The sequence below is a fragment of the Methyloglobulus sp. genome (assembly GCF_040079455.1).
Lineage (GTDB): Bacteria > Pseudomonadota > Gammaproteobacteria > Methylococcales > Methylomonadaceae > Methyloglobulus.
The window spans coordinates 23,361-41,360 of record NZ_JBEBKJ010000024.1 but is presented as its reverse complement, the minus strand read 5'-3'; the positions used below and the strand labels follow the sequence as shown (position 1 = coordinate 41,360).

Genomic DNA, 18,000 nt, shown 5'->3' with positions numbered 1-18,000 from the left:
AATATCCGCCAAGGCTTCATGCTTGGTTTCTTTTTTGAACCCGTCTTTCAGGTTCGGTGCCCACCGCGCCGCCAATTCCTTTAATGTCGAGACATCAATGCTGCGGTAATGGAAATAAGCTTCCAACTTGGGCATGTACTTGACCAAGAAGCGTCGGTCTTGCCCGATGGTGTTGCCGCACATGGGGGAAACCCGTCCTGCCACCCAATTCTCTAAAAATGCAATAGTCATTGCTTCGGCTGCTTCCGCATTGATCTTGGAAGCCTTGACGCGGTCAATCAAGCCCGATTCGCCGTGGTGTTTTTGGTTCCAGTCATCCATCGCTAACAAGGCAGCATCTGGTTGACGCACGGCAATGGCTGGCCCTTCGGCGAGTATATTTAGGTTTTTGTCGGTGATTATCGTAGCGATTTCGATAATCAAATCAGTTTCGGGGTTTAGCCCGGTCATTTCCAAGTCGATCCAGATCAGATTTTGGGCATCTTGTGCCATTTGATTTTTCCGTTATATTAATTGGACAGTAGTTAGTGTAGCATTTGCCTATATCGACACCTAGTTCTTAACCTGAAGATTTTAACTCATGAACAGCTTTACACTTATTTTTTTGCTCGCATTGCTTATCTGTTACACCGTTCAATTCTGGCTGGCAAAACGCCAGTCAGACCATGTTGCTAGTCATCGTTCTGCGGTGCCAGATGCGTTCAAAGACCGTGTTTCTTTAGAAGCGCACCAAAAAGCGGCAGATTACACCATCGAGAAAGGCAAATTAGGCACCATAGATAGCATTATCGGCATCGTCGTTTTGCTGTTGATGACATTAGGCGGTGGCATCAATGCTGCATTCGTATTCTGGGCTGGTCACATTGCTTCGCCTATGCTTGCTGGTATTACCGCATTAGCGACGATTTTTCTGGTGATGACTTTAATCGACATCCCCACCAGCTTATACCAAACCTTTGTTATTGAAGAGAAATATGGTTTCAATAAAAGCACTCCGAAGCAATTTATCAAAGATATGCTTTTGCAATTAGGTCTTGGTGCAGCCATTGGCTTTCCAATATTAGCCTTGATACTGTGGGTGATGGATAGCGTGGGATCGACATGGTGGTTGTGGGCTTGGGCTATTATCATAAGCTTTTCACTACTGATGAGTTGGCTGTTCCCTACTGTAATCGCACCTTTGTTCAACAAATTTACGCCGATGCAGGAAGGTTCATTGAAAGACCGGATTCAGGGTTTGCTTGCCCGTTGCGGTTTTAATAGCCAAGGCATTTTCATCATGGATGGCTCCAAACGGTCTGGTCATGGCAATGCGTATTTCACGGGACTCGGCAACAACAAGCGCATCGTATTTTTCGATACTTTAGTAAATTCGCTTGATGAAGAAGAACTTGAAGCGGTTTTGGCACATGAACTGGGGCATTTCAAACGCAAACACGTCATCAAAATGCTGGTTGCAACATCGGTTATAACCTTGATTAGCTTGGCAATCCTGGGCTGGTTGATTAATGAACCGTGGTTTTATAATGGCTTAGGCGTAGAACAGCCATCAAATGCTGCCGCGCTGTTATTGTTCATGCTGGTATCGCCCGTTTTCACGTTTTTTATGCAGCCTATCAGCGCGTATTTCCAGCGTAAATTTGAATTTGAGGCCGACGATTTTGCAGCCAGCAATGCCAAAGCCACCAAAATGATTAGCGGCCTAGTGAAGCTGTATGAAGAAAACGCCAGCACGTTGACACCCGATCCTTTGTATTCTGCATTCCATTACAGCCATCCACCCGCTGCCATCCGCATAGCCCATTTAGAAACAAAAATGCAGTCCGCGTAAGCCATGAGCAAACAAGGGCGCGTGATCGTTTCTAAGGAAAGTCCCGCGCCCTCGTTATGTGAGGAAGGCTTGGTCATTGCACATTTAGGGCAAGGCATCGCAGTTGAATATGACAATAAAATCATCCTTTGCCAAACGCTGAGAAAGCTGGAAACGGTAGCGGTTGGCGATCGAGTGTTATGGTCACTATCCGCGCCAGATCAAGGTCGTATTGAGTCCATACTGCCACGACGTTCGCTGCTCGCTAGACCGGCCAGAAACAACAAAGTCCGCCCAGTTGCTGCCAATATTGATACGGTATTCGTCGTCATTGCCGTCGAACCCTATTGTGATTTCTTGCTCATTGACCAATATCTGGCGGTTTGTGAGAACAATGATATCAATGCCGGATTGATATTAAATAAAACAGACCTTGCTCTCCCAGAACAGCTTGAAAACGAGTTACAAATTTACCAAAATCTTGGCTATCCGATTCATAGAGTAAGTACTTTATTAGGACATGGTTTGGTTGAGTTAAAACTCGCATTACACAATCAAGTCAGCTTACTGACGGGGCAGTCTGGAGTCGGAAAATCTTCTATCACTAACATAATAGTTCCTGATAGAAACCTTAAGACCAACACCCTTTCTGAAACTACAAAACATGGGCGGCATACGACAACCGCAGCAACGCTTTATCACATTGAAAATGGTGGCGATTTGATAGACAGCCCCGGTGTGGCTATTTTTGGGCTGGCTGACTTAAACAGGCAACAATTAGCGCAAGGCTACCGAGAATTTCGGCCTTTTTCAGATGTGTGCCAGTTCAGCGACTGCAGCCACGACCAAGACAAAGGTTGTGCGGTGCGTGCGGCAGCAGAAGATGGCAGCATAGCCATGACACGGTATGAGCGATTTTTGAAGCTTACCCAAAAAATGGGACGCTAAAGGAATTAACGATTAACCTAAGAGCAACACAAAGGCTGGATATAAACCATCCTTTATGTGCTTTAGATACTTGAACCAAGCAGAGAAACCCTGCTTATCTTAGTAACGAATACTAAACAGTAGCCGTTTTTTTTGAGATTTACTTAAATAAAGATTTAACTTTTGCGAACAAGCCCTGAGCTTCACCCATGGCTACTTGAACATCTTCTTTGAAATCACCAATTAGATTGTCGAACATCGCTTCTGCGTCAACTTTCAATTCTTCCCAAGCTTCTTCAGTGGCATCCGCCAATTCGTTGAATTTGCCTTCACCTTCTGCAAACTTAACTTTTAAATTGGTAATTTGTGCATCTATTTCTGGCTTCATATCATCCATTGCATCGCTTGCTTTGGCTTCCAATGCATCCACTTCTACCTGCCAGCTATCCATTTGGGTTTTCAGTTTTGCTAAATATTCTTCTTTTGTTGCCATGATTATGACCTCCAAGGTTAAACTCGCGCCACCCACAATGGGAACGCAATAAGGTTAATAAAAACTGATATTATATTTTTTCTCTTTTCCACAATGTCCAAACGCCGTAGCACAAACCTATCCACCCCGCATATTTAACTAAAGGTGTTGCGATTAAGGCTACGATACTAATGATAATGATGGTAACTCCATCCCAAGAAGTCCGTTCATTAACCCGTGCTTGCACCCAGTCGATGATGTAATTAAGTATCGGCTTGACCGCGATTTCCGCCATGTTTATCCCCTTTGTGTGCCTACACTGACCAAACAATATTAGTGATAGTAGCTAGGCACTCGATTTACGGTGATAGCCTAGCACTTGCTACAAAATACTATAAAACCTAAAAACATACAACAACATCCAAAGCCACCTTGCTGACCAATCAAGCGCTTGTACTGAAAGATCAAATAAATTAATGGGATGGGAATAAATGGTGAATAAAAAGTCATTTTGATAGTGTGCATTTTATTGCCGCGTGTGGTTACAATAGATTATCGTAACTTTGCCTAACCTTGGATAATAAATGCACGCCAAGAATACCCGCATAATACTGCCGCCATCAGCTTACCTGACCGAAGTCAAAACGCTTTCCGACCGAATCGTCAAAGCACAACAGCCTATTCGTATTCTCGATGCGATTAAATGGGATGATAGTATCAAGCAGGCTTTTTTTGCCAGTCGCTGTAAAAATTTGCCGGAAATTACCCCAGAATACTACCAGGGACGGTCATTAGGCTTCGACCCAGAGGATAAAAAACAGGAGTTTTATCAAATCGAACGGGATTTAGTCCGTAAGCTTGGACAGCTTAATCCACTCAGTGTGATTATGAGGCGGATTTGCCGGGAATATCAGGATGTGGTGACAATGCTTGAATCCAGGGGAAAGGTTAACTTTGCCAATATTTCGCAAGAATTGTACGGTTCATCGCAGGATGTTTTCCATGTCGGCGACCCCACTATTGCTGGGCTTGGCAGTATGATGGAAGAAACCTTAGCACAATTGTTAAAGCTGGATTTTCTAATGGAAGAACCTAAAACCATCACTGCAACAGACGCAGTAGCCATTCTAAATGAAAAAATCGAAGCGGCGCTACCTGGCAATGGCTTACGGGCAATGCTGAGTGACGGCATTATCGCAGATGCTGCTGCCGGTACCGATTACATCAAACTACGTGCGGATGCCTTATTTAATGCGCGGGACTTACGGGTTTTGGAAGTCCATGAAATTTGGGTGCATTTAGGTACAACTTTGAATGGCTTGGCACAGCCTTATTGCACGTTTCTCGGTAAAGGGCCGCCTTCGGCAACCGTTACCCAAGAAGGTTTGGCGGTATTGATGGAAATCTTAACTTTCAGCTCCACCCCCAATCGGCTCATGCGCTTAATTCATCGCGTTCGTGCGATAACCCTGGCAGAAGAAGGCGCTAATTTTGTTGATATCTTCAATTTTTTTCTTGAGAAAGGCTTAGATAAGGAAGAAAGCTATATGATCAGCAGCCGTGTTTTTAGGGGCAGTACGCCTGAAGGCTTGCCGTTTACCAAAGACCTGACCTACATCAAAGGTTTCGTGTTGACTTATAACTACATGCGACTTGCAGTGAACAAAGGCAAGCCAGATCGCATTCCGCTGTTATTTTGTGGCAAAACCATGATTGAAGACATGAAAGTGTTGGCGGATCTGGTTGCAGAAGGCACGGTCATTGCGCCACGCTTTTTACCCCCGCAGTTTACCGATTTGATGGGGCTTTCAGCATGGCTAAGTTTTAGCCGGTTTATGACCTCGATGAGTTTTCAGCAACTGGAGCAAGATTACGCGAATGTGCTGTGAACCCATTAGCGTAAGCAACCTTCGTTATAGATAATTTCATTGTTAGTGCATCGTAGGTATAATCCAGACCAGACTATGTTGTCACCAACCCGTAACCAGAGGAGTAACTTAAATGAAGAAAATACACATACTAACCGCCTTGTTTATTTTTCTTCTAACTGATGCCAATGCCGCGATGGATCACAGCGGTCATGGTGGCGGAGGCGGTAGCGATGTAACCTGCATCCATCCACGCCTAGACAAAATTCAACCCGCACATTTGGCGACGGTTGCTCCTGGTTCTGAATTTTCTTTTGTGGTGTTCAATATCGACAATCCGAAGGTCGTTTCTGTCATGGTCAAGAAGCAACCGGTAGACATTGAAACTGAATTTAAAGACCCTTTCTACGTGGTCAAAGGGAAAATCCCCGATTCTTTGCGTAATACAGCGGCACGTATTGATGTCAAAATTGATGCCAAATATAATCCATGTAAGGCGGCGCAGGGATGGCTGGTCAAAATTTCCGAAAATTAATGGGAATCTCTAAAAATCCCCTCTCCCTCTGGGAGAGGGCTAGGGTGAGGATTGTAAATGCTTGATTTTAAATCCCTCATCCCAACCTTCTTCCAGAGGGAGAAGTAGCTTTTTGAATTTTTAGAGATCCCCCTAATGTCCAATCATATTAGCAATATCGTCAGCTATGTCTGAATCTCAAGCAGTCAAACGTTGCGTTGCCTATTGCTTGGCACAAAGTTTTGACATTAACGCCCTGTCTAAAATCCTATCGGAAACCAGCCTGATACGGATTATAAAAGGGGCGTTACTGATAGAGGATGATAAAGCTTGGTCAATGATTTTTGCTTACGGTGCGGTGGTACACTGGAATATTAGCCCGGAACAACAGCATAAAATTCACGATCTCCTGATGGATCATGATGAAAATCCGCTGAATGTCGTTGAAGAAGACAACTTTACTTTTGCCCTAGACTGTCCGCAGACACGCATTATTGAGGATCATATTGAAATTGAATCCTCCGACCCGATTGTGCTGTTTTCGTTATCGCAAGGTATGGCGCAATCTATCAAGCTGGCCTCGTTTGAGACTAATGCCATCACCACCATCAACAATACCAGTTATATTCCAAAATCTTTGGCGCAGGATGGCAAAATCAAATTAAGCCGTCAAGAAATCGCAAAAATACGTGGGCAGTTGTTTTTGACCAAAAGCGATATTATCTTGAATTATGATTTGTTGGATAAGCCGGATTTCTTTTGGGAGTATCCAGAATATGAAGATTACTACACTACCGCCGCAAAATATTTGGAGGTTACACCGCGTACCGACGTATTATCCAAAAAACTGGAAACCATCCATGAGCTCTTTGAAATGTTGGCAGATGAGCAAAAGCATAGGCATTCCCTGACCTTGGAATGGATAATCATCGGCTTGATTACCTTTGAAATTGGTATGACTATCGTCGATAAAGTATTCTAACCCCTCATGATCCCCTGATAAACCCATAGATGTTAAGTTACCAACACGCTTACCATGCCGGTAACTACGCCGATGTTCTAAAGCATATCGTTTTGATTCAATCGCTGAAATATCTGAAAGCGAAAGATAAGCCGCTTTGCTACATTGATACCCACGCCGGCTCTGGCGACTACAAGCTAAATAGCAACGAAGCCCAGAAAAACCAAGAATTTCTAGGTGGTATTGGCAGCTTATGGCAACGTGATGATTTGCCTGCTTGCGTGGCCTATTACATAAATCTAGTCAAAGATTTTAACTATTCCGAGCAATTAAGCCATTATCCAGGCTCCCCCTTAATAGCCGGTCAATTGCTAGGCGAGAACGACCGCTTGTTTCTTTACGAGCTGCACACGGCAGAATCCAGATTGTTAAACGACTGTGTTAAAAAAGATAAGCGCATCAAAGTATTTCGTGCCGATGGCCTAAAAGACAGCTTAGGCTTGTTGCCGCCCAAAGAAAATCGCGGTTTGATACTGATTGACCCCTCTTATGAGATCAAACATGAGTATCAAACCGTGGTAGATGCACTGAAAGCCATGCATAAACGTTTCGCCACTGGCTGTTATTGCCTTTGGTATCCGGTCGTTGCCAGAAAGCGCAATCAATATATGGAACGTGCCTTACAAACCAGTGGCATTAAAAACATCCAGTTGTTCGAGTTGGGGATACTGCCTGATAGCGAGGAACATGGAATGACAGCAAGCGGCATAATCGTCATCAATCCACCCTGGACGTTGCTTGCCGACATGCAAACGGTTTTGCCCTGGTTAGCCGAAATATTAGGAGAAAACCAGCAAGGTCATTATCGGGCGGAGCAGTTGGTGGGCGAATAAAAAATCAATTGAGCCTTATCGACTACTGTCCCACAGTATACAAAAAAAGACTCCTAAATCAACTGGTTAAAAACAAAAAATTCAACAACTTATTGAAGTAATAAGTGATTTAACCCATATTCTTTTTAAATTGTGGGACAGCAGTCAATCTTATCTGGCGGATTCATCTCCGAAGATGCAATTCTAGTTATCATGCGGCCTTTAGCAAAGAACCGGCAAAAAACATCGCACGAGGTATTTTGTAATTGAGTGTTTTCCGAGGACGATGAATGAGCCTTTCACACTTTCCCAATATCCTCATAGTCATGCTCCCACAACCGCTTCCTTTGGTAAGGAGAATCTCTCAGAATCAATGGGTTCTTGATTTTTTCAAAAGCCCCACCCAAGGATTAGGGTGTTGCTATTACTTCCGGCTACAAAGGGGTAAAAACTAACTACCTATCTATCAAAAACATCCTCGCCAAACCTAAGAATATAAAAAACCCCATAGAATCGGTAATTGCTGTAAGCATTATACTTGCGCCTACGGCGGGGTCTTTGCCGTACTTATACCGTCCCAATGGAATGCAAAGACCGACGATTACGGCCACCAAAAGGTTCATCAATATTGCCGAACCAATAACTAGCGATAAGGCGATGTCATGGTAAAGTAACCAGCTCAACAGACCGATTAGTATACCGATAAACGCCCCATTGATAAGTGCAAGCGTCAGTTCTTTTTTTATCAGGCGGCGCACATTGTCCGAGTTAATTTGCCCTAAAGCCAGTGACCTAATAATGAGCATACTGGTTTGGTTGCCGGTATTGCCACCCATGGCAGCAACTATAGGCATTAATGAAGCCAAGGCGACCAGTTGCACGATAATATCTTCAAAAAAACCGATGATCCGCGTTGATGCGAAGGCCGTAACAATATTTAACAACAGCCAACCCCAGCGGTTTTTGGCAGACTTCCATACGCTGGAAAACAAATCTTCGTCCTCGCCAACACCAGCCTGTGTCAGCATATCTTCATCGCTTTTTTCACGGATGAAATCCAAAATGCTATCGACGCACAGTCGCCCTTGTAGCCGCCCTTGTTCATCAACGACCGGCGCAGAAATCAGGTCATAGCGTTCAAATGCCCGTGAAGCATCAGCAGTATCATGGTCAATCTGGAATTTAACAAAATCGGTAACCATGACTTCGGCAACTTGCTGTGCAGGTTCGTGGGTCAGTAGCCGCTGCAAAGGCAAAATACCTTTAACAGTATTATGTTGATCTACGACAAACAGTTTATCGGTATGTCCCGGCAACTTACCCAGCTTGCGGATATAGTCGATGATGGCTTGCAGATTCAGATCGCCTCTGATGGCGATCATCCCAAAATCCATAAGTGCGCCGACTTGGTCGTCTTCGTAAGATAGGATCGCATTAAGGTTGCTGCGTTCCTCATTGTTAAGTGACCGCAGGATCTTAAGCATCGTCCGCTTAGGGATGTCGGCGGCAAGATCAGCAATTTCATCCGCGTCCAAATTGCTGGCGAAAATAGCCAATTCTTCCGGTGTCATGCCTGAAATCAAGGTTTGTCTCACGGCATCAGACACTTCCAACAATATCTGCCCATCATGATCGGACTTGATGGCGTTCCATACTGTCTGACGATGATCCAACGGTAGAGATTCGAGAATGAAGGCTATATCTGCTGGATGTAAGTCGTACAACTTCTCCTGAATGCGTACGTCATGCTGTCTGTTTACCAGCGATTCTTCCAGGTCGTGATGGCTTGAAGTACTTTTATGGACTAACGAATTTTCCAGCTCTTGCTTTTCCAATAGCTCAACGACAGACTGTAGCTGTTGTTGCAGGAAATTAGTGGAATCAAGTGAGTTGTGGGAGTCCATATTGCATCAACTTACTGGGTTAATTTTGCTCCTTTCAATCATACCTGATTTTAAAAAGCGTTATACCTTTTACAAAACAGTACGAGCCAAAATTTCCCGCCAAAGTTCGTGGTAAGCGCCAGCAGAACGGCTTTTGCCACTGTAAGCAGCCAGTGGCTTGCGCTCCAATCCCATGCGTTCAATATCACTTGCATAAGGTATAGCAGCATGTAGCATTGCAGGATAATCGGCAAGCACCTGCTGCATTATATCCTTATGCAGTTTTTTTCGGCCATCAACCATAGAAAAAAAAGGCATCAGGTTTTGTTTGGACAAATCATGATCTTCGATAAATTTTGTTAGCTGCGCTAATGTCCTTAACGACAAAGTCGTTGGAATTATAGGCGATAACAGCAGATCAGCGGCTTCAAAAACGGCCTCGGATAATAAGGAAATATTTGGCGGACAATCCAAAAATACAAAATCGTACTCGTTTGCCATGGGTTTGAGACGTTTTTTTAGCTGTCGAGTCGGCTTTTTCTTGTCATCCAACAACAAGTCAAGATTCCTGAATGAAAAATCTGCGGGAATTAAATCCAGGTTATCGAAATCAGTACCCTTAATCAGCTCGTCCAAATCCCGTTTCCCAGCCATCAAATCCTTACTGCCGCCCTTGATTTTAGGCTTGATGCGGAAATAATAACTACTAGCACCTTGCGGGTCGAGATCCCAAACCAGGGTGCGATAACCAGCCTGAGCAGCGTTAAACGCCAGATTGACCGCGCTTGAGGTTTTACCAACGCCACCTTTAATGCTGTATAAAGCCAATACTTTCATTTCAACCCCAGTTTAATAAAATTTATAAATCCACTCACCCGTGGAATTAAAGCGCAGCCTTATGGCTTTTTCGGCACAAACAGAGCATGAAAGTCAGTGTGATTTTCAGCTCTTTTAAACGCAGCAAATTGCGAACTAAAGCAGTCACGTGCTTTCGCCTTACGGGTTTCAAAATCTTGAATTAACACGCCCATCGCCATAAAGGTTTTACTGGGTGTATTGATAGACTGCATTTCCTCGCTGAATTGTTTGAGCCTTTCCTGCTGAGTGGCGTAATCTTGATAATCGCCCAGAACATCCTGAAAGTTTTTTAACCGTTTGATTAATTTATAAACCCGTCGTTCAGGATAAAGATGCTGAAAAAATTCCATTAAATAGCGCAATTTTTTGCAGGTTTTCCTGAGTTTATGCAAGGCCTCCGGAGGCGAATGTCGGTCAATAATCTCGCCTTCTTTAATGACTTGTTTATAAATTTTCCATATCCTTTTGTCTGCCAGTTCTTTAATCGTTAGTTTGGCATCCGCTTCAGTAGGATTTTGGGGCGGAGTCGAGGACAGATAGTCTTCCCATTCTTCGAGAATGGATAAGTATTTGCTGGAACGCAGTTTTCTGGCGAGTTGTTTGTGCGATTTTAGTTTTTTTGCCGTCAAAAAATGTTGCAGGGGATTGATGCTTTGCCGGATGACAGTAGGTAATTTCTTTTTGTATTGTTCAAAATTCAACAAATATACGTCTAAATCCCTTGTTTCTCCAGTTATCTGACCCAGCCAGGAAAAAAACTCCCTATAACGGGCAAGGGTGTCTTCTGGCAAGACGTTTTTGATTTGACTAAGCCCAACACGGGTTCTTCTTATCGCCACCCTAAAATCATGCAGAAACTCACTGTCAATATCAGCAATCGTTCCCTGTTCATTCACCCTGATCGTCCGCAATAGGTAGCTGAATATATATTTGCTGGCGACGTCAGCACGCATCTCTGGAGTAAGGTGAATGTCTAATTTGGATGAATAATCTTTGGGATGGCGGCCTTGTAACTTTAAGGCTTCTAACAAAACGGGTTTTTCAACGGCGGTTAATCCCAGTCCTGTAACCATTTCAGCAATGCGCTCGGCAATTTTGTCATAGCCTTTAACGGGAATAAGGGTTAGGCGATTTTTGAGCAACTCAAATTCTTCGATCAGTAAGTGCAGTACAATTTTTCCATCTTCATTAACAATATTGAGATGATACGCGTCACATTCCAGGGTACAAATTGCCAGTAATGCCCGCATTTCCAGGGTAGCTTCAAGCGTCTGGCGCACTTTGCCGGGATTAAATTGTTTACTGAATGACGGAACGTCAAAAAGTATGGTGCTGGCGACAAGATCGCCATTTTTTCTATTGGTTATTTGTAGAGAAGAGGTTTGTTTTGACCGATTAAATTCACAACTTAAGCCCTGTTTATATAAGCGCCAGTCAAAACTATCATAGAATGTTTTCAAAAAATACTGTTTAGAGAAATGATCTATTTCAACCTTTTCACTTAAGGTTGCAATCAGCTTTTCTGCCGATAAATTTGCGGGTAACTCATAGTGTGTAGCCATAATATGCTATAGGATGCCTTTTATAGTGGTCGTTTACACATAACTGTAATATTTTAGTGTTAATGTTTTGTGACAACATAATAAATATATCGTTCGTTTAAGATATAAAGGTAATTATCAACATAACACGAGCATCAACATGAGTAGAGAATTATGGATACTGCGGCATGGCAAAGCAGAACCCTTTGATAGTAGCGAAGATTACGACCGGCCCTTAAAAAAACGCGGAAAACATGATGCCACGCGCATAGGCGAATGGATGAAAGAGGGCTTGTTGTTACCTGATGTGGTTATTAGTTCCCCCGCTATCCGCGCAATTACCACGGCAAAAATAGTTTGCGAGGTATTTGGTATAGACCATCGGCATATCCAGCAGGAAAAACGGCTATATGATGAAGGCTTAGTACGAGTGAAATCGGTGCTGGCTGATTGTCCGGCTAGTTTTAGCCGAGTGTTGTTGGTAGGCCACAACCCTGAGCTTGAAGACCTAATAACCTATCTGGTTAATGAAACCGAATTGCCCGATGTCAAAAAGCTGTTCCCAACAGCCGCTTTGGCACGATTGATTTTGCCCGATGACTGGTCGCAATTGGACAAAGGCTGCGCGGAATTACTCTCCATAACTTATCCAAAATCCCTAGCCGAAGAAAGTGAGTAAGCACTGATTTATAACACACAGGCTTAATCGGATAAGGAAATTTGGGTAAGAAACACTTACACAAAGCGTGTGGAATGCAAAAACCTGCTATTCGGCTTTATAGGAATATTGTCGTCTACACAGGTATTCACAGACCTAGTTCGCTCAAACCTAGATGGTCATTGGGACGTAGGCCTTGCGGCCAACGAAATTTGCGTTCTGATTCCTTAATCGACAAATCATTGATGCTGGCATAACGACGCTGCATTAAGCCATCATCATTAAACTCCCAATTCTCATTGCCATAAGAACGAAACCATTCGCTGCTTTCATTATGCCACTCGTAGGCAAAACGTACTGCGATCCGGTTGCCGTCAAAAGCCCATAGCTCCTTTATCAAGCGATATTCCAGTTCTTTTGCCCATTTTCGTTTCAGGAACACCATTATTTCTTCCCTACCTGTGAGGAATTCAGCACGGTTTCGCCATTGGCTATCGCTGGTATAAGCCAAGGCGACGAGCTCGGGATCTCGATTGTTCCAGCCATCTTCGGCCATACGGACTTTCTGTGTCGCCGTCCCATGGGTGAATGGCGGAAATGGCGAACGCGTTTCATGGATTGTGTTCATTGAATATGATTTTTCCCCTTTGTGGAAAGAAGTTTGATTACCGACTGTATTTCACATAGAGCCAAAAAAGCTTTGTGTTCATCCCGATTGTATCCATGTTAATCGTGAGCATTCGCTACCGTCTCCATTTCGAGAAGAAATCAATGAGAACTTATTGAACAGTATAACTCCCGCGTGGCCGTGGATACTGAACGACCCAAACCCTCTGCAATCCACGATACCTTGAATCCCAAAGTCAACTGCATTTGTATCAAACTACGTTCTTGTATGCTCAATTGTTTGTATATTTCCATGCAACATTTTCCATTGAAAAATGTTGCATTTCAATTTTGAGTGCACCTAGGTATTTACACCTATATTCGCCTAATAAATTACATGATATTGTAAATCCAGATTTAAAAAACTACAGTCAGCTTTCTAATTTCGGAGAACTATTAATGAATACAAATTTACTGCATATACTCATAGCTGGGTTCTTATTTTGTACAACATCAGTAACGGCACAGGCGGCACCTATTTATGACTTTGATTCTGCGCCAATTCGTTTTGGTGAAGCAAATGTAACGGTTGGCTTTCAATTTACCGCAAATGCGAACCTTACTATAAACGCCCTGGGCTTTTATGACCATAATCAAGACGGTTTAACCACATCCCATGATGTTGGCATTTTCGATACAAACGGAACATTATTAAATTCAACCTCGGTGTCATCTGGAACGGCTGGGGCATTAGATGGAAAATTTCGCTATGCGGCTGTACCTTCATTTACATTGACTTCTGGACAATCTTATATAATTGCAGGCCTAGCAAACGGACAGGATGGCTACACTTACGGTAATGTTGGTACTACCATTCTAGGGCTGACAACTAATCCTGCCATCAGTATCAGTCCTCTAGCTAGCCTTTTTCTGTATGCTCCTTCCTTTAGTTTTCCAACCGATAACTATGGATATGATCTTTATCCAATGGTGAATTTTAAATTTGAAGATCCTTCAATTTCATCTGTACCTTTACCAGCAGCTTTTCCGCTGCTAGGAATCGGTTTGGCTGGTCTTGGGGGAATGCAACGCTGGTTTTCAAAAAGACGGTCAATAATTTAAGGGGATATCTATTAATCCTAATTTAACCGAACCATACTGCGAAGGCACTGAAAGGGCTAGGGTTGCAAGCGATTGATTTTAAATCCCTCATCCCAACCTTCTCCCAGAGGGAGAAGGAGTTTGTTGAGTTTTTAGAGATTCCCTTAACATCATTAAGTTGTTTTATTACGATGATTCAACGATAATGGGAAGTCTTGAGTCAGTAATAGCTACGAGACCGAGAATTATGATGGTGATCGTGTTGGTTCTCCCGCAACGATACGCTGTAAACCCCGCCAGGCCCGGAAGGGAGCAACGGTAGCAGCAGATTCGTGTGCCGGGATGTGGCTGGCACGGTCGCCGCCCATTAAGCCATAACCACGAGCCTGCAATGAATTACCAGGTTCTCGCCAGAAAGTGGCGACCCTCAAATTTCACCGAAGTTGTTGGTCAAGACCATGTAGTCAAATCGTTGATGAACGCTTTGCAACATGACCGCTTGCACCACGCTTATCTGTTTACCGGCACCCGTGGCGTTGGTAAGACGACTATAGCCAGGATTCTGGCAAAAGCCATCAATTGCCAAAATCTCCAAGAATTTAATCCGTGCGGTTTGTGTGATGTTTGCCGTGCTTTGGACGAAGGTCGGTTCATGGATTTGATCGAAGTCGATGCCGCTTCCCGCACCAAAGTCGAAGATACCCGCGATTTGCTGGACAATGCCCAATACGCACCTAATTTCGGACGTTACAAAGTCTATCTGATCGACGAAGTCCACATGCTGTCAGGGCATAGTTTTAATGCTTTGCTCAAAACGCTGGAAGAACCACCACCTCATGTCAAGTTCTTGTTGGCAACCACAGACCCGCAGAAAATCCCCGTTACCGTATTATCCCGTTGTCTGCAATTCAATCTCAAACGGTTGTTGCCAGGGCAGATTTTCACCCAAATGGGCGACATCCTCAAACAAGAGCAGATTGAATCTGAACCGTTAGCCTTGCAGCTATTAGCAAGAGCCGCCGATGGCAGTATGCGCGATGGCTTGAGCTTGCTGGATCAAGCGATTGTTTATGGTGCTGGCAAGGTTACTGCTGACGATGTTAACACTATGTTAGGCACTGTTGGACAGCATCCCGTTGAAAATATACTAATAGCATTGGCTGATGCAGATGCACAGGCTATTCTTAACAAGATTGATGAAATCGCCAATATACACGCAGATTTCAGCGCGATACTTCAGCAGATTTTGCAGGTTTTACACCGCATTGCCTTGGTGCAGCAGTTGCCTAATGCTATCGAACATGAGTTTGATAAGGCGATGATTACGACCTTATCGCAACGGTTCACGCCGGAGGATGTGCAGCTTTATTACCAAATCGCTCTGGTCGGACAAAAAGACTTGGATTTGGCACCTGATTCCCGTATGGGTTTTGAAATGGTCATGCTGCGAATGCTGGTATTTAAGCCTGTTTCGGTAGAGTCCACGCCAGTAAAATCGAAGCAACTACCGCTACCCAGTTCAATTCCGAAGCCACAATCGGCAATAAATGTTGAACAGATCAATCCATCGGAACGCGTTGCAGAAAAAGTTATTCAACTCTATTCAAGTAATGTAAGCCCTGCTAATCATAGTTGGACTGATATGATTGAAATCATGAAGTTGGAGAGTTTTACTAAGGAGTTAGCCAATAACTGCGTGTTGGAACACATTGATGACGAAATCTGTAAATTGCATTTGGATGCCAGTCATCAACAATTATTGACCTCCAGCCGAGAAAAAAAATTACAACAAGCGTTACAAGATTATCGAGATGCGCCATTAAAACTGGCAATCAAAATAGAACAGGCACAGCTTGAAACACCTGCGGTACAATTCGCCAAAGACCAAGAAGACAGACAACAAGCAGCAGTTGATGCCATTAATTCAGATGCTAACGTCTTGGCATTAAAAGAACATTTTGGTGCCAGGATAATGCCCGGCACCATAGAGCCGATATAACAAGGTGGAGATAATAATATGAAAAATGCACTGGGCAACATTATGCAACAAGCCCAAAAAATGCAGGAAGATTTAAAAAAAGCCCAACAAGAACTGGAAATGATGCAAGTGACTGGTGAATCGGGCGGTGGTTTAGTGTCGATAGTTATGACTGGGAAACGTGAAGCCAGGAAAGTGACTATTGATCCGTCGTTAGTTGGCGAAGATAAAGACATGCTGGAAGATATGGTGGCTGCGGCAATTAACGATGCTGTCAACAAAGTCGGCAAAATGAAAAAAGAAAAAATGTCCGAAATTACCGCCGGACTGCCGATACCTCCCGGATTCCAAATGCCTTTCTAACATGCTAAGGAAAGGCTTGCTCGGACAATTAACGCAAACTTTATGTTGCCTACCAGGTGTAGGCCCTAAAACCGCCCAGCGCATGTCCTTCCATTTGCTACAACGGGATCGCAACGGCGCAAAAATACTGGCCGAAACCTTGATTGAAGCCTTGGCAAAAATTGGACATTGCCAAGTCTGCCGCACCCTAACCGAACAAGCTATCTGCCAGATTTGCGCGGATAAGGCCAGGGACAGTGGCTTGATTTGCATCGTTGAAAGCCCTGCCGATGTTTGGATAATTGACCAAGCCACCGTTTTTAAAGGGCATTATTTCGTCCTGCACGGTCGGTTATCACCTCTGGATGGCATAGGCCCCGACGAGCTTGGTCTTGACGTTTTGGAACAACGCATGTCAGCGGGGACAATCAAAGAGCTTATCCTCGCCACCAATTCAACCGTGGAAGGCGAAGCCACCGCTTATTTTATTGGTGAGTTGGCAAAAAAGCACAAGGTGCAAGCCAGCCGAATCGCCCACGGTGTGCCGATGGGGGGTGAGTTAGAGTTTATCGACAGCGGCACATTGGCTCATGCATTTAATGGGCGTAATGTGCTATGACATATGACGTGAGGATTCAACGGGTAGGGGCAAATAATCATTTGCCTCTACCATATCCCGTCATTGAGTTGACTCAAATCCTTACCTAGGAGGTAATAATGACTGATTGTCTTTTTTGCAAAATGGTTGCCGGAGACATTGAGCCGGATGTCGTATTTGAAGATGACCATATCCTAGCGTTCAATGACATCAACCCGCAAGCGCCCGTCCACATCCTCGTTATACCCAAGCGCCATATCACAACCTTGAATGATCTCGATGATGCCCAACTGGGTGGAAAAATCCTACAGGTGGCAACGACTTTAGCAAAACAACAAGGTATTGCTGAGGAAGGTTACCGTACTGTATTTAATTGTAACGACAATGGTGGTCAAGCTGTCTACCATTTACATTTACATCTTTTGGGTGGCCGTCAAATGGCCTGGCCTCCAGGCTAGGTAATCATCACCGGGCAAAGACCATATCACCATAATGGTACGTCGAATCAACAAAGATAAAACAAAGAACATGCGCCACACCTTTGAACATCGATGCCAAAAACCAATTCCTCTTAGTGCTTTTTTAATTAGGCAAGCTAAGTATTTATTGTCCGCTTTCTTGCTATTAGCCTTTGGTCTAGGTATCGGTGTAATCGGTTATCATGAATTTGAATCTATGAGTTGGTTAGATTCATTTCTTAATGCATCCATGATTCTGGGTGGCATGGGGCCGGTTGATGTGCTTCATACGCAGGCAGGTAAGCTATTTGCAGGCTTGTATGCGCTGTTTTCTGGTTTAATGTTTTTGGTGGCAGCAGGGCTTTTCTTTAGTCCGTTGGTGCATCGCCTACTGCATAAGTTCCATTTTGAGGCTGATGACGAGAAGTACGATCACTAAACGACAGTTAAGCTTAGACTAAATAATAATTATCTTTTTTATTATTCAGTAAGTTAATGAAAGTTCACCCCAAAAAATCCGTGATAACACCTCAGATCGCCCAAGCCATGTGCA

Annotated in this window: 20 protein-coding genes and 1 other RNA gene; 14 read left to right on the top strand and 7 right to left on the bottom strand. The window is 43.8% G+C overall.

All coding sequences use genetic code 11. The features are described 5' to 3' along the window. A partial coding sequence (gene orn, locus ABL924_RS07495; RefSeq protein WP_349026456.1) for an oligoribonuclease occupies positions 1 to 492 on the bottom strand: 492 nt, incomplete at its 3' end. Positions 493 to 580: 88 nt separating this feature from the next. On the opposite strand from orn, the gene ABL924_RS07490 reads away from it, so the two are divergent. Then, positions 581 to 1,831 (top strand): M48 family metallopeptidase, encoded by a 1,251-nt coding sequence (locus ABL924_RS07490; protein ID WP_349026455.1) that lies wholly within the window; start codon positions 581 to 583, stop codon positions 1,829 to 1,831. A gap of 3 nt (positions 1,832 to 1,834) precedes the next feature. Then, positions 1,835 to 2,758, top strand: coding sequence for a ribosome small subunit-dependent GTPase A (gene rsgA / locus ABL924_RS07485; RefSeq protein ID WP_349026454.1), 924 nt, complete (start codon positions 1,835 to 1,837; stop codon positions 2,756 to 2,758). A gap of 139 nt (positions 2,759 to 2,897) precedes the next feature. Here rsgA and ABL924_RS07480 read toward each other — a convergent pair whose 3' ends face one another. Further along, positions 2,898 to 3,230 (bottom strand): hypothetical protein, encoded by a 333-nt coding sequence (locus tag ABL924_RS07480; RefSeq protein WP_349026453.1) that lies wholly within the window; start codon positions 3,228 to 3,230, stop codon positions 2,898 to 2,900. A 70-nt stretch (positions 3,231 to 3,300) separates the two neighbouring features. After that, complete coding sequence (locus tag ABL924_RS07475; RefSeq protein WP_349026452.1) at positions 3,301 to 3,504, bottom strand: hypothetical protein; 204 nt, start codon at positions 3,502 to 3,504, stop codon at positions 3,301 to 3,303. Positions 3,505 to 3,793: 289 nt separating this feature from the next. Between ABL924_RS07475 and ABL924_RS07470 the strand changes: the two genes are divergently transcribed. The 4 genes from ABL924_RS07470 (at position 3,794) to rlmJ (ending at position 7,445) form a co-directional block, all read left to right on the top strand. Further along, positions 3,794 to 5,098 carry a flavohemoglobin expression-modulating QEGLA motif protein gene (locus ABL924_RS07470; protein ID WP_349026451.1) on the top strand — a complete coding sequence of 435 codons (1,305 nt, stop codon included), beginning with the start codon at positions 3,794 to 3,796 and terminating at the stop codon, positions 5,096 to 5,098. 112 nt (positions 5,099 to 5,210) lie between these two features. Beyond that, positions 5,211 to 5,612: a hypothetical protein gene (locus ABL924_RS07465; RefSeq protein WP_349026450.1), complete on the top strand. Its 402-nt coding sequence runs from the start codon at positions 5,211 to 5,213 to the stop codon at positions 5,610 to 5,612. A gap of 166 nt (positions 5,613 to 5,778) precedes the next feature. After that, on the top strand, positions 5,779 to 6,573 hold the full coding sequence (locus tag ABL924_RS07460; RefSeq protein ID WP_349026449.1) for an RMD1 family protein: 795 nt from the start codon (positions 5,779 to 5,781) through the stop codon (positions 6,571 to 6,573). Between the two features lie 29 nt (positions 6,574 to 6,602). Continuing rightward, the gene (rlmJ, locus tag ABL924_RS07455; protein WP_349026448.1) at positions 6,603 to 7,445 is read left to right on the top strand and encodes a 23S rRNA (adenine(2030)-N(6))-methyltransferase RlmJ; all 843 of its coding nucleotides are present in this window, start codon (positions 6,603 to 6,605) and stop codon (positions 7,443 to 7,445) included. A gap of 434 nt (positions 7,446 to 7,879) precedes the next feature. On the opposite strand, the gene mgtE is transcribed toward rlmJ, so the two are convergent. The 3 genes from mgtE to ABL924_RS07440 form a co-directional block, all read right to left on the bottom strand. After that, positions 7,880 to 9,328 carry a magnesium transporter gene (mgtE, locus tag ABL924_RS07450; RefSeq protein ID WP_349026447.1) on the bottom strand — a complete coding sequence of 483 codons (1,449 nt, stop codon included), beginning with the start codon at positions 9,326 to 9,328 and terminating at the stop codon, positions 7,880 to 7,882. Positions 9,329 to 9,397: 69 nt separating this feature from the next. Then, positions 9,398 to 10,144 (bottom strand): AAA family ATPase, encoded by a 747-nt coding sequence (locus ABL924_RS07445; protein WP_349026446.1) that lies wholly within the window; start codon positions 10,142 to 10,144, stop codon positions 9,398 to 9,400. A 59-nt stretch (positions 10,145 to 10,203) separates the two neighbouring features. Beyond that, positions 10,204 to 11,727: a CHAD domain-containing protein gene (locus tag ABL924_RS07440; protein ID WP_349026445.1), complete on the bottom strand. Its 1,524-nt coding sequence runs from the start codon at positions 11,725 to 11,727 to the stop codon at positions 10,204 to 10,206. Positions 11,728 to 11,866: 139 nt separating this feature from the next. Here ABL924_RS07440 and ABL924_RS07435 point away from each other — a divergent pair, with 139 nt between their 5' ends. Beyond that, positions 11,867 to 12,385 carry a histidine phosphatase family protein gene (locus ABL924_RS07435; RefSeq protein WP_349026444.1) on the top strand — a complete coding sequence of 173 codons (519 nt, stop codon included), beginning with the start codon at positions 11,867 to 11,869 and terminating at the stop codon, positions 12,383 to 12,385. A gap of 127 nt (positions 12,386 to 12,512) precedes the next feature. Here the strand turns inward: ABL924_RS07435 and ABL924_RS07430 are convergent, their stop codons facing one another. Then, positions 12,513 to 12,992, bottom strand: coding sequence for a nuclear transport factor 2 family protein (locus ABL924_RS07430; protein ID WP_349026443.1), 480 nt, complete (start codon positions 12,990 to 12,992; stop codon positions 12,513 to 12,515). Positions 12,993 to 13,429: 437 nt separating this feature from the next. Between ABL924_RS07430 and ABL924_RS07425 the strand changes: the two genes are divergently transcribed. From ABL924_RS07425 to ABL924_RS07395, 7 genes are all read left to right on the top strand, one after another. Then, positions 13,430 to 14,092 (top strand): DUF4082 domain-containing protein, encoded by a 663-nt coding sequence (locus ABL924_RS07425; protein ID WP_349026442.1) that lies wholly within the window; start codon positions 13,430 to 13,432, stop codon positions 14,090 to 14,092. A 239-nt stretch (positions 14,093 to 14,331) separates the two neighbouring features. Continuing rightward, positions 14,332 to 14,428, top strand: an RNA gene (ffs, locus tag ABL924_RS07420) — signal recognition particle sRNA small type. A gap of 34 nt (positions 14,429 to 14,462) precedes the next feature. Beyond that, positions 14,463 to 16,070, top strand: coding sequence for a DNA polymerase III subunit gamma/tau (dnaX, locus tag ABL924_RS07415; protein WP_349026441.1), 1,608 nt, complete (start codon positions 14,463 to 14,465; stop codon positions 16,068 to 16,070). 18 nt (positions 16,071 to 16,088) lie between these two features. Beyond that, a complete protein-coding gene (locus ABL924_RS07410) occupies positions 16,089 to 16,412 on the top strand; it encodes a YbaB/EbfC family nucleoid-associated protein (protein ID WP_349026440.1) in 324 nt (107 codons plus the stop codon). 1 nt (position 16,413) lies between these two features. Further along, positions 16,414 to 17,010 carry a recombination mediator RecR gene (gene recR / locus ABL924_RS07405; RefSeq protein ID WP_349026439.1) on the top strand — a complete coding sequence of 199 codons (597 nt, stop codon included), beginning with the start codon at positions 16,414 to 16,416 and terminating at the stop codon, positions 17,008 to 17,010. A 98-nt stretch (positions 17,011 to 17,108) separates the two neighbouring features. Then, positions 17,109 to 17,447 (top strand): histidine triad nucleotide-binding protein, encoded by a 339-nt coding sequence (locus ABL924_RS07400; RefSeq protein WP_349026438.1) that lies wholly within the window; start codon positions 17,109 to 17,111, stop codon positions 17,445 to 17,447. A gap of 34 nt (positions 17,448 to 17,481) precedes the next feature. Next, a complete protein-coding gene (locus ABL924_RS07395; protein WP_349026437.1) occupies positions 17,482 to 17,886 on the top strand; it encodes a hypothetical protein in 405 nt (134 codons plus the stop codon). Positions 17,887 to 18,000: the final 114 nt, after the last annotated feature.

Bases quoted from the DNA above. Each gene is read 5' to 3' on its own strand.
- ABL924_RS07490 (WP_349026455.1), top strand. From the start codon at position 581: ATGAACAGCTTTACACTTATTTTTTTGCTCGCATTGCTTATCTGTTAC.
- rsgA (WP_349026454.1), top strand. From the start codon at position 1,835: ATGAGCAAACAAGGGCGCGTGATCGTTTCTAAGGAAAGTCCCGCGCCC.
- ABL924_RS07480 (WP_349026453.1), bottom strand. From the start codon at position 3,230: ATGGCAACAAAAGAAGAATATTTAGCAAAACTGAAAACCCAAATGGAT.
- ABL924_RS07475 (WP_349026452.1), bottom strand. From the start codon at position 3,504: ATGGCGGAAATCGCGGTCAAGCCGATACTTAATTACATCATCGACTGG.
- ABL924_RS07470 (WP_349026451.1), top strand. From the start codon at position 3,794: ATGCACGCCAAGAATACCCGCATAATACTGCCGCCATCAGCTTACCTG.
- ABL924_RS07465 (WP_349026450.1), top strand. From the start codon at position 5,211: ATGAAGAAAATACACATACTAACCGCCTTGTTTATTTTTCTTCTAACT.
- ABL924_RS07460 (WP_349026449.1), top strand. From the start codon at position 5,779: ATGTCTGAATCTCAAGCAGTCAAACGTTGCGTTGCCTATTGCTTGGCA.
- rlmJ (WP_349026448.1), top strand. From the start codon at position 6,603: ATGTTAAGTTACCAACACGCTTACCATGCCGGTAACTACGCCGATGTT.
- mgtE (WP_349026447.1), bottom strand. From the start codon at position 9,328: ATGGACTCCCACAACTCACTTGATTCCACTAATTTCCTGCAACAACAG.
- ABL924_RS07445 (WP_349026446.1), bottom strand. From the start codon at position 10,144: ATGAAAGTATTGGCTTTATACAGCATTAAAGGTGGCGTTGGTAAAACC.
- ABL924_RS07440 (WP_349026445.1), bottom strand. From the start codon at position 11,727: ATGGCTACACACTATGAGTTACCCGCAAATTTATCGGCAGAAAAGCTG.
- ABL924_RS07435 (WP_349026444.1), top strand. From the start codon at position 11,867: ATGAGTAGAGAATTATGGATACTGCGGCATGGCAAAGCAGAACCCTTT.
- ABL924_RS07430 (WP_349026443.1), bottom strand. From the start codon at position 12,992: ATGAACACAATCCATGAAACGCGTTCGCCATTTCCGCCATTCACCCAT.
- ABL924_RS07425 (WP_349026442.1), top strand. From the start codon at position 13,430: ATGAATACAAATTTACTGCATATACTCATAGCTGGGTTCTTATTTTGT.
- dnaX (WP_349026441.1), top strand. From the start codon at position 14,463: ATGAATTACCAGGTTCTCGCCAGAAAGTGGCGACCCTCAAATTTCACC.
- ABL924_RS07410 (WP_349026440.1), top strand. From the start codon at position 16,089: ATGAAAAATGCACTGGGCAACATTATGCAACAAGCCCAAAAAATGCAG.
- recR (WP_349026439.1), top strand. From the start codon at position 16,414: ATGCTAAGGAAAGGCTTGCTCGGACAATTAACGCAAACTTTATGTTGC.
- ABL924_RS07400 (WP_349026438.1), top strand. From the start codon at position 17,109: ATGACTGATTGTCTTTTTTGCAAAATGGTTGCCGGAGACATTGAGCCG.
- ABL924_RS07395 (WP_349026437.1), top strand. From the start codon at position 17,482: ATGGTACGTCGAATCAACAAAGATAAAACAAAGAACATGCGCCACACC.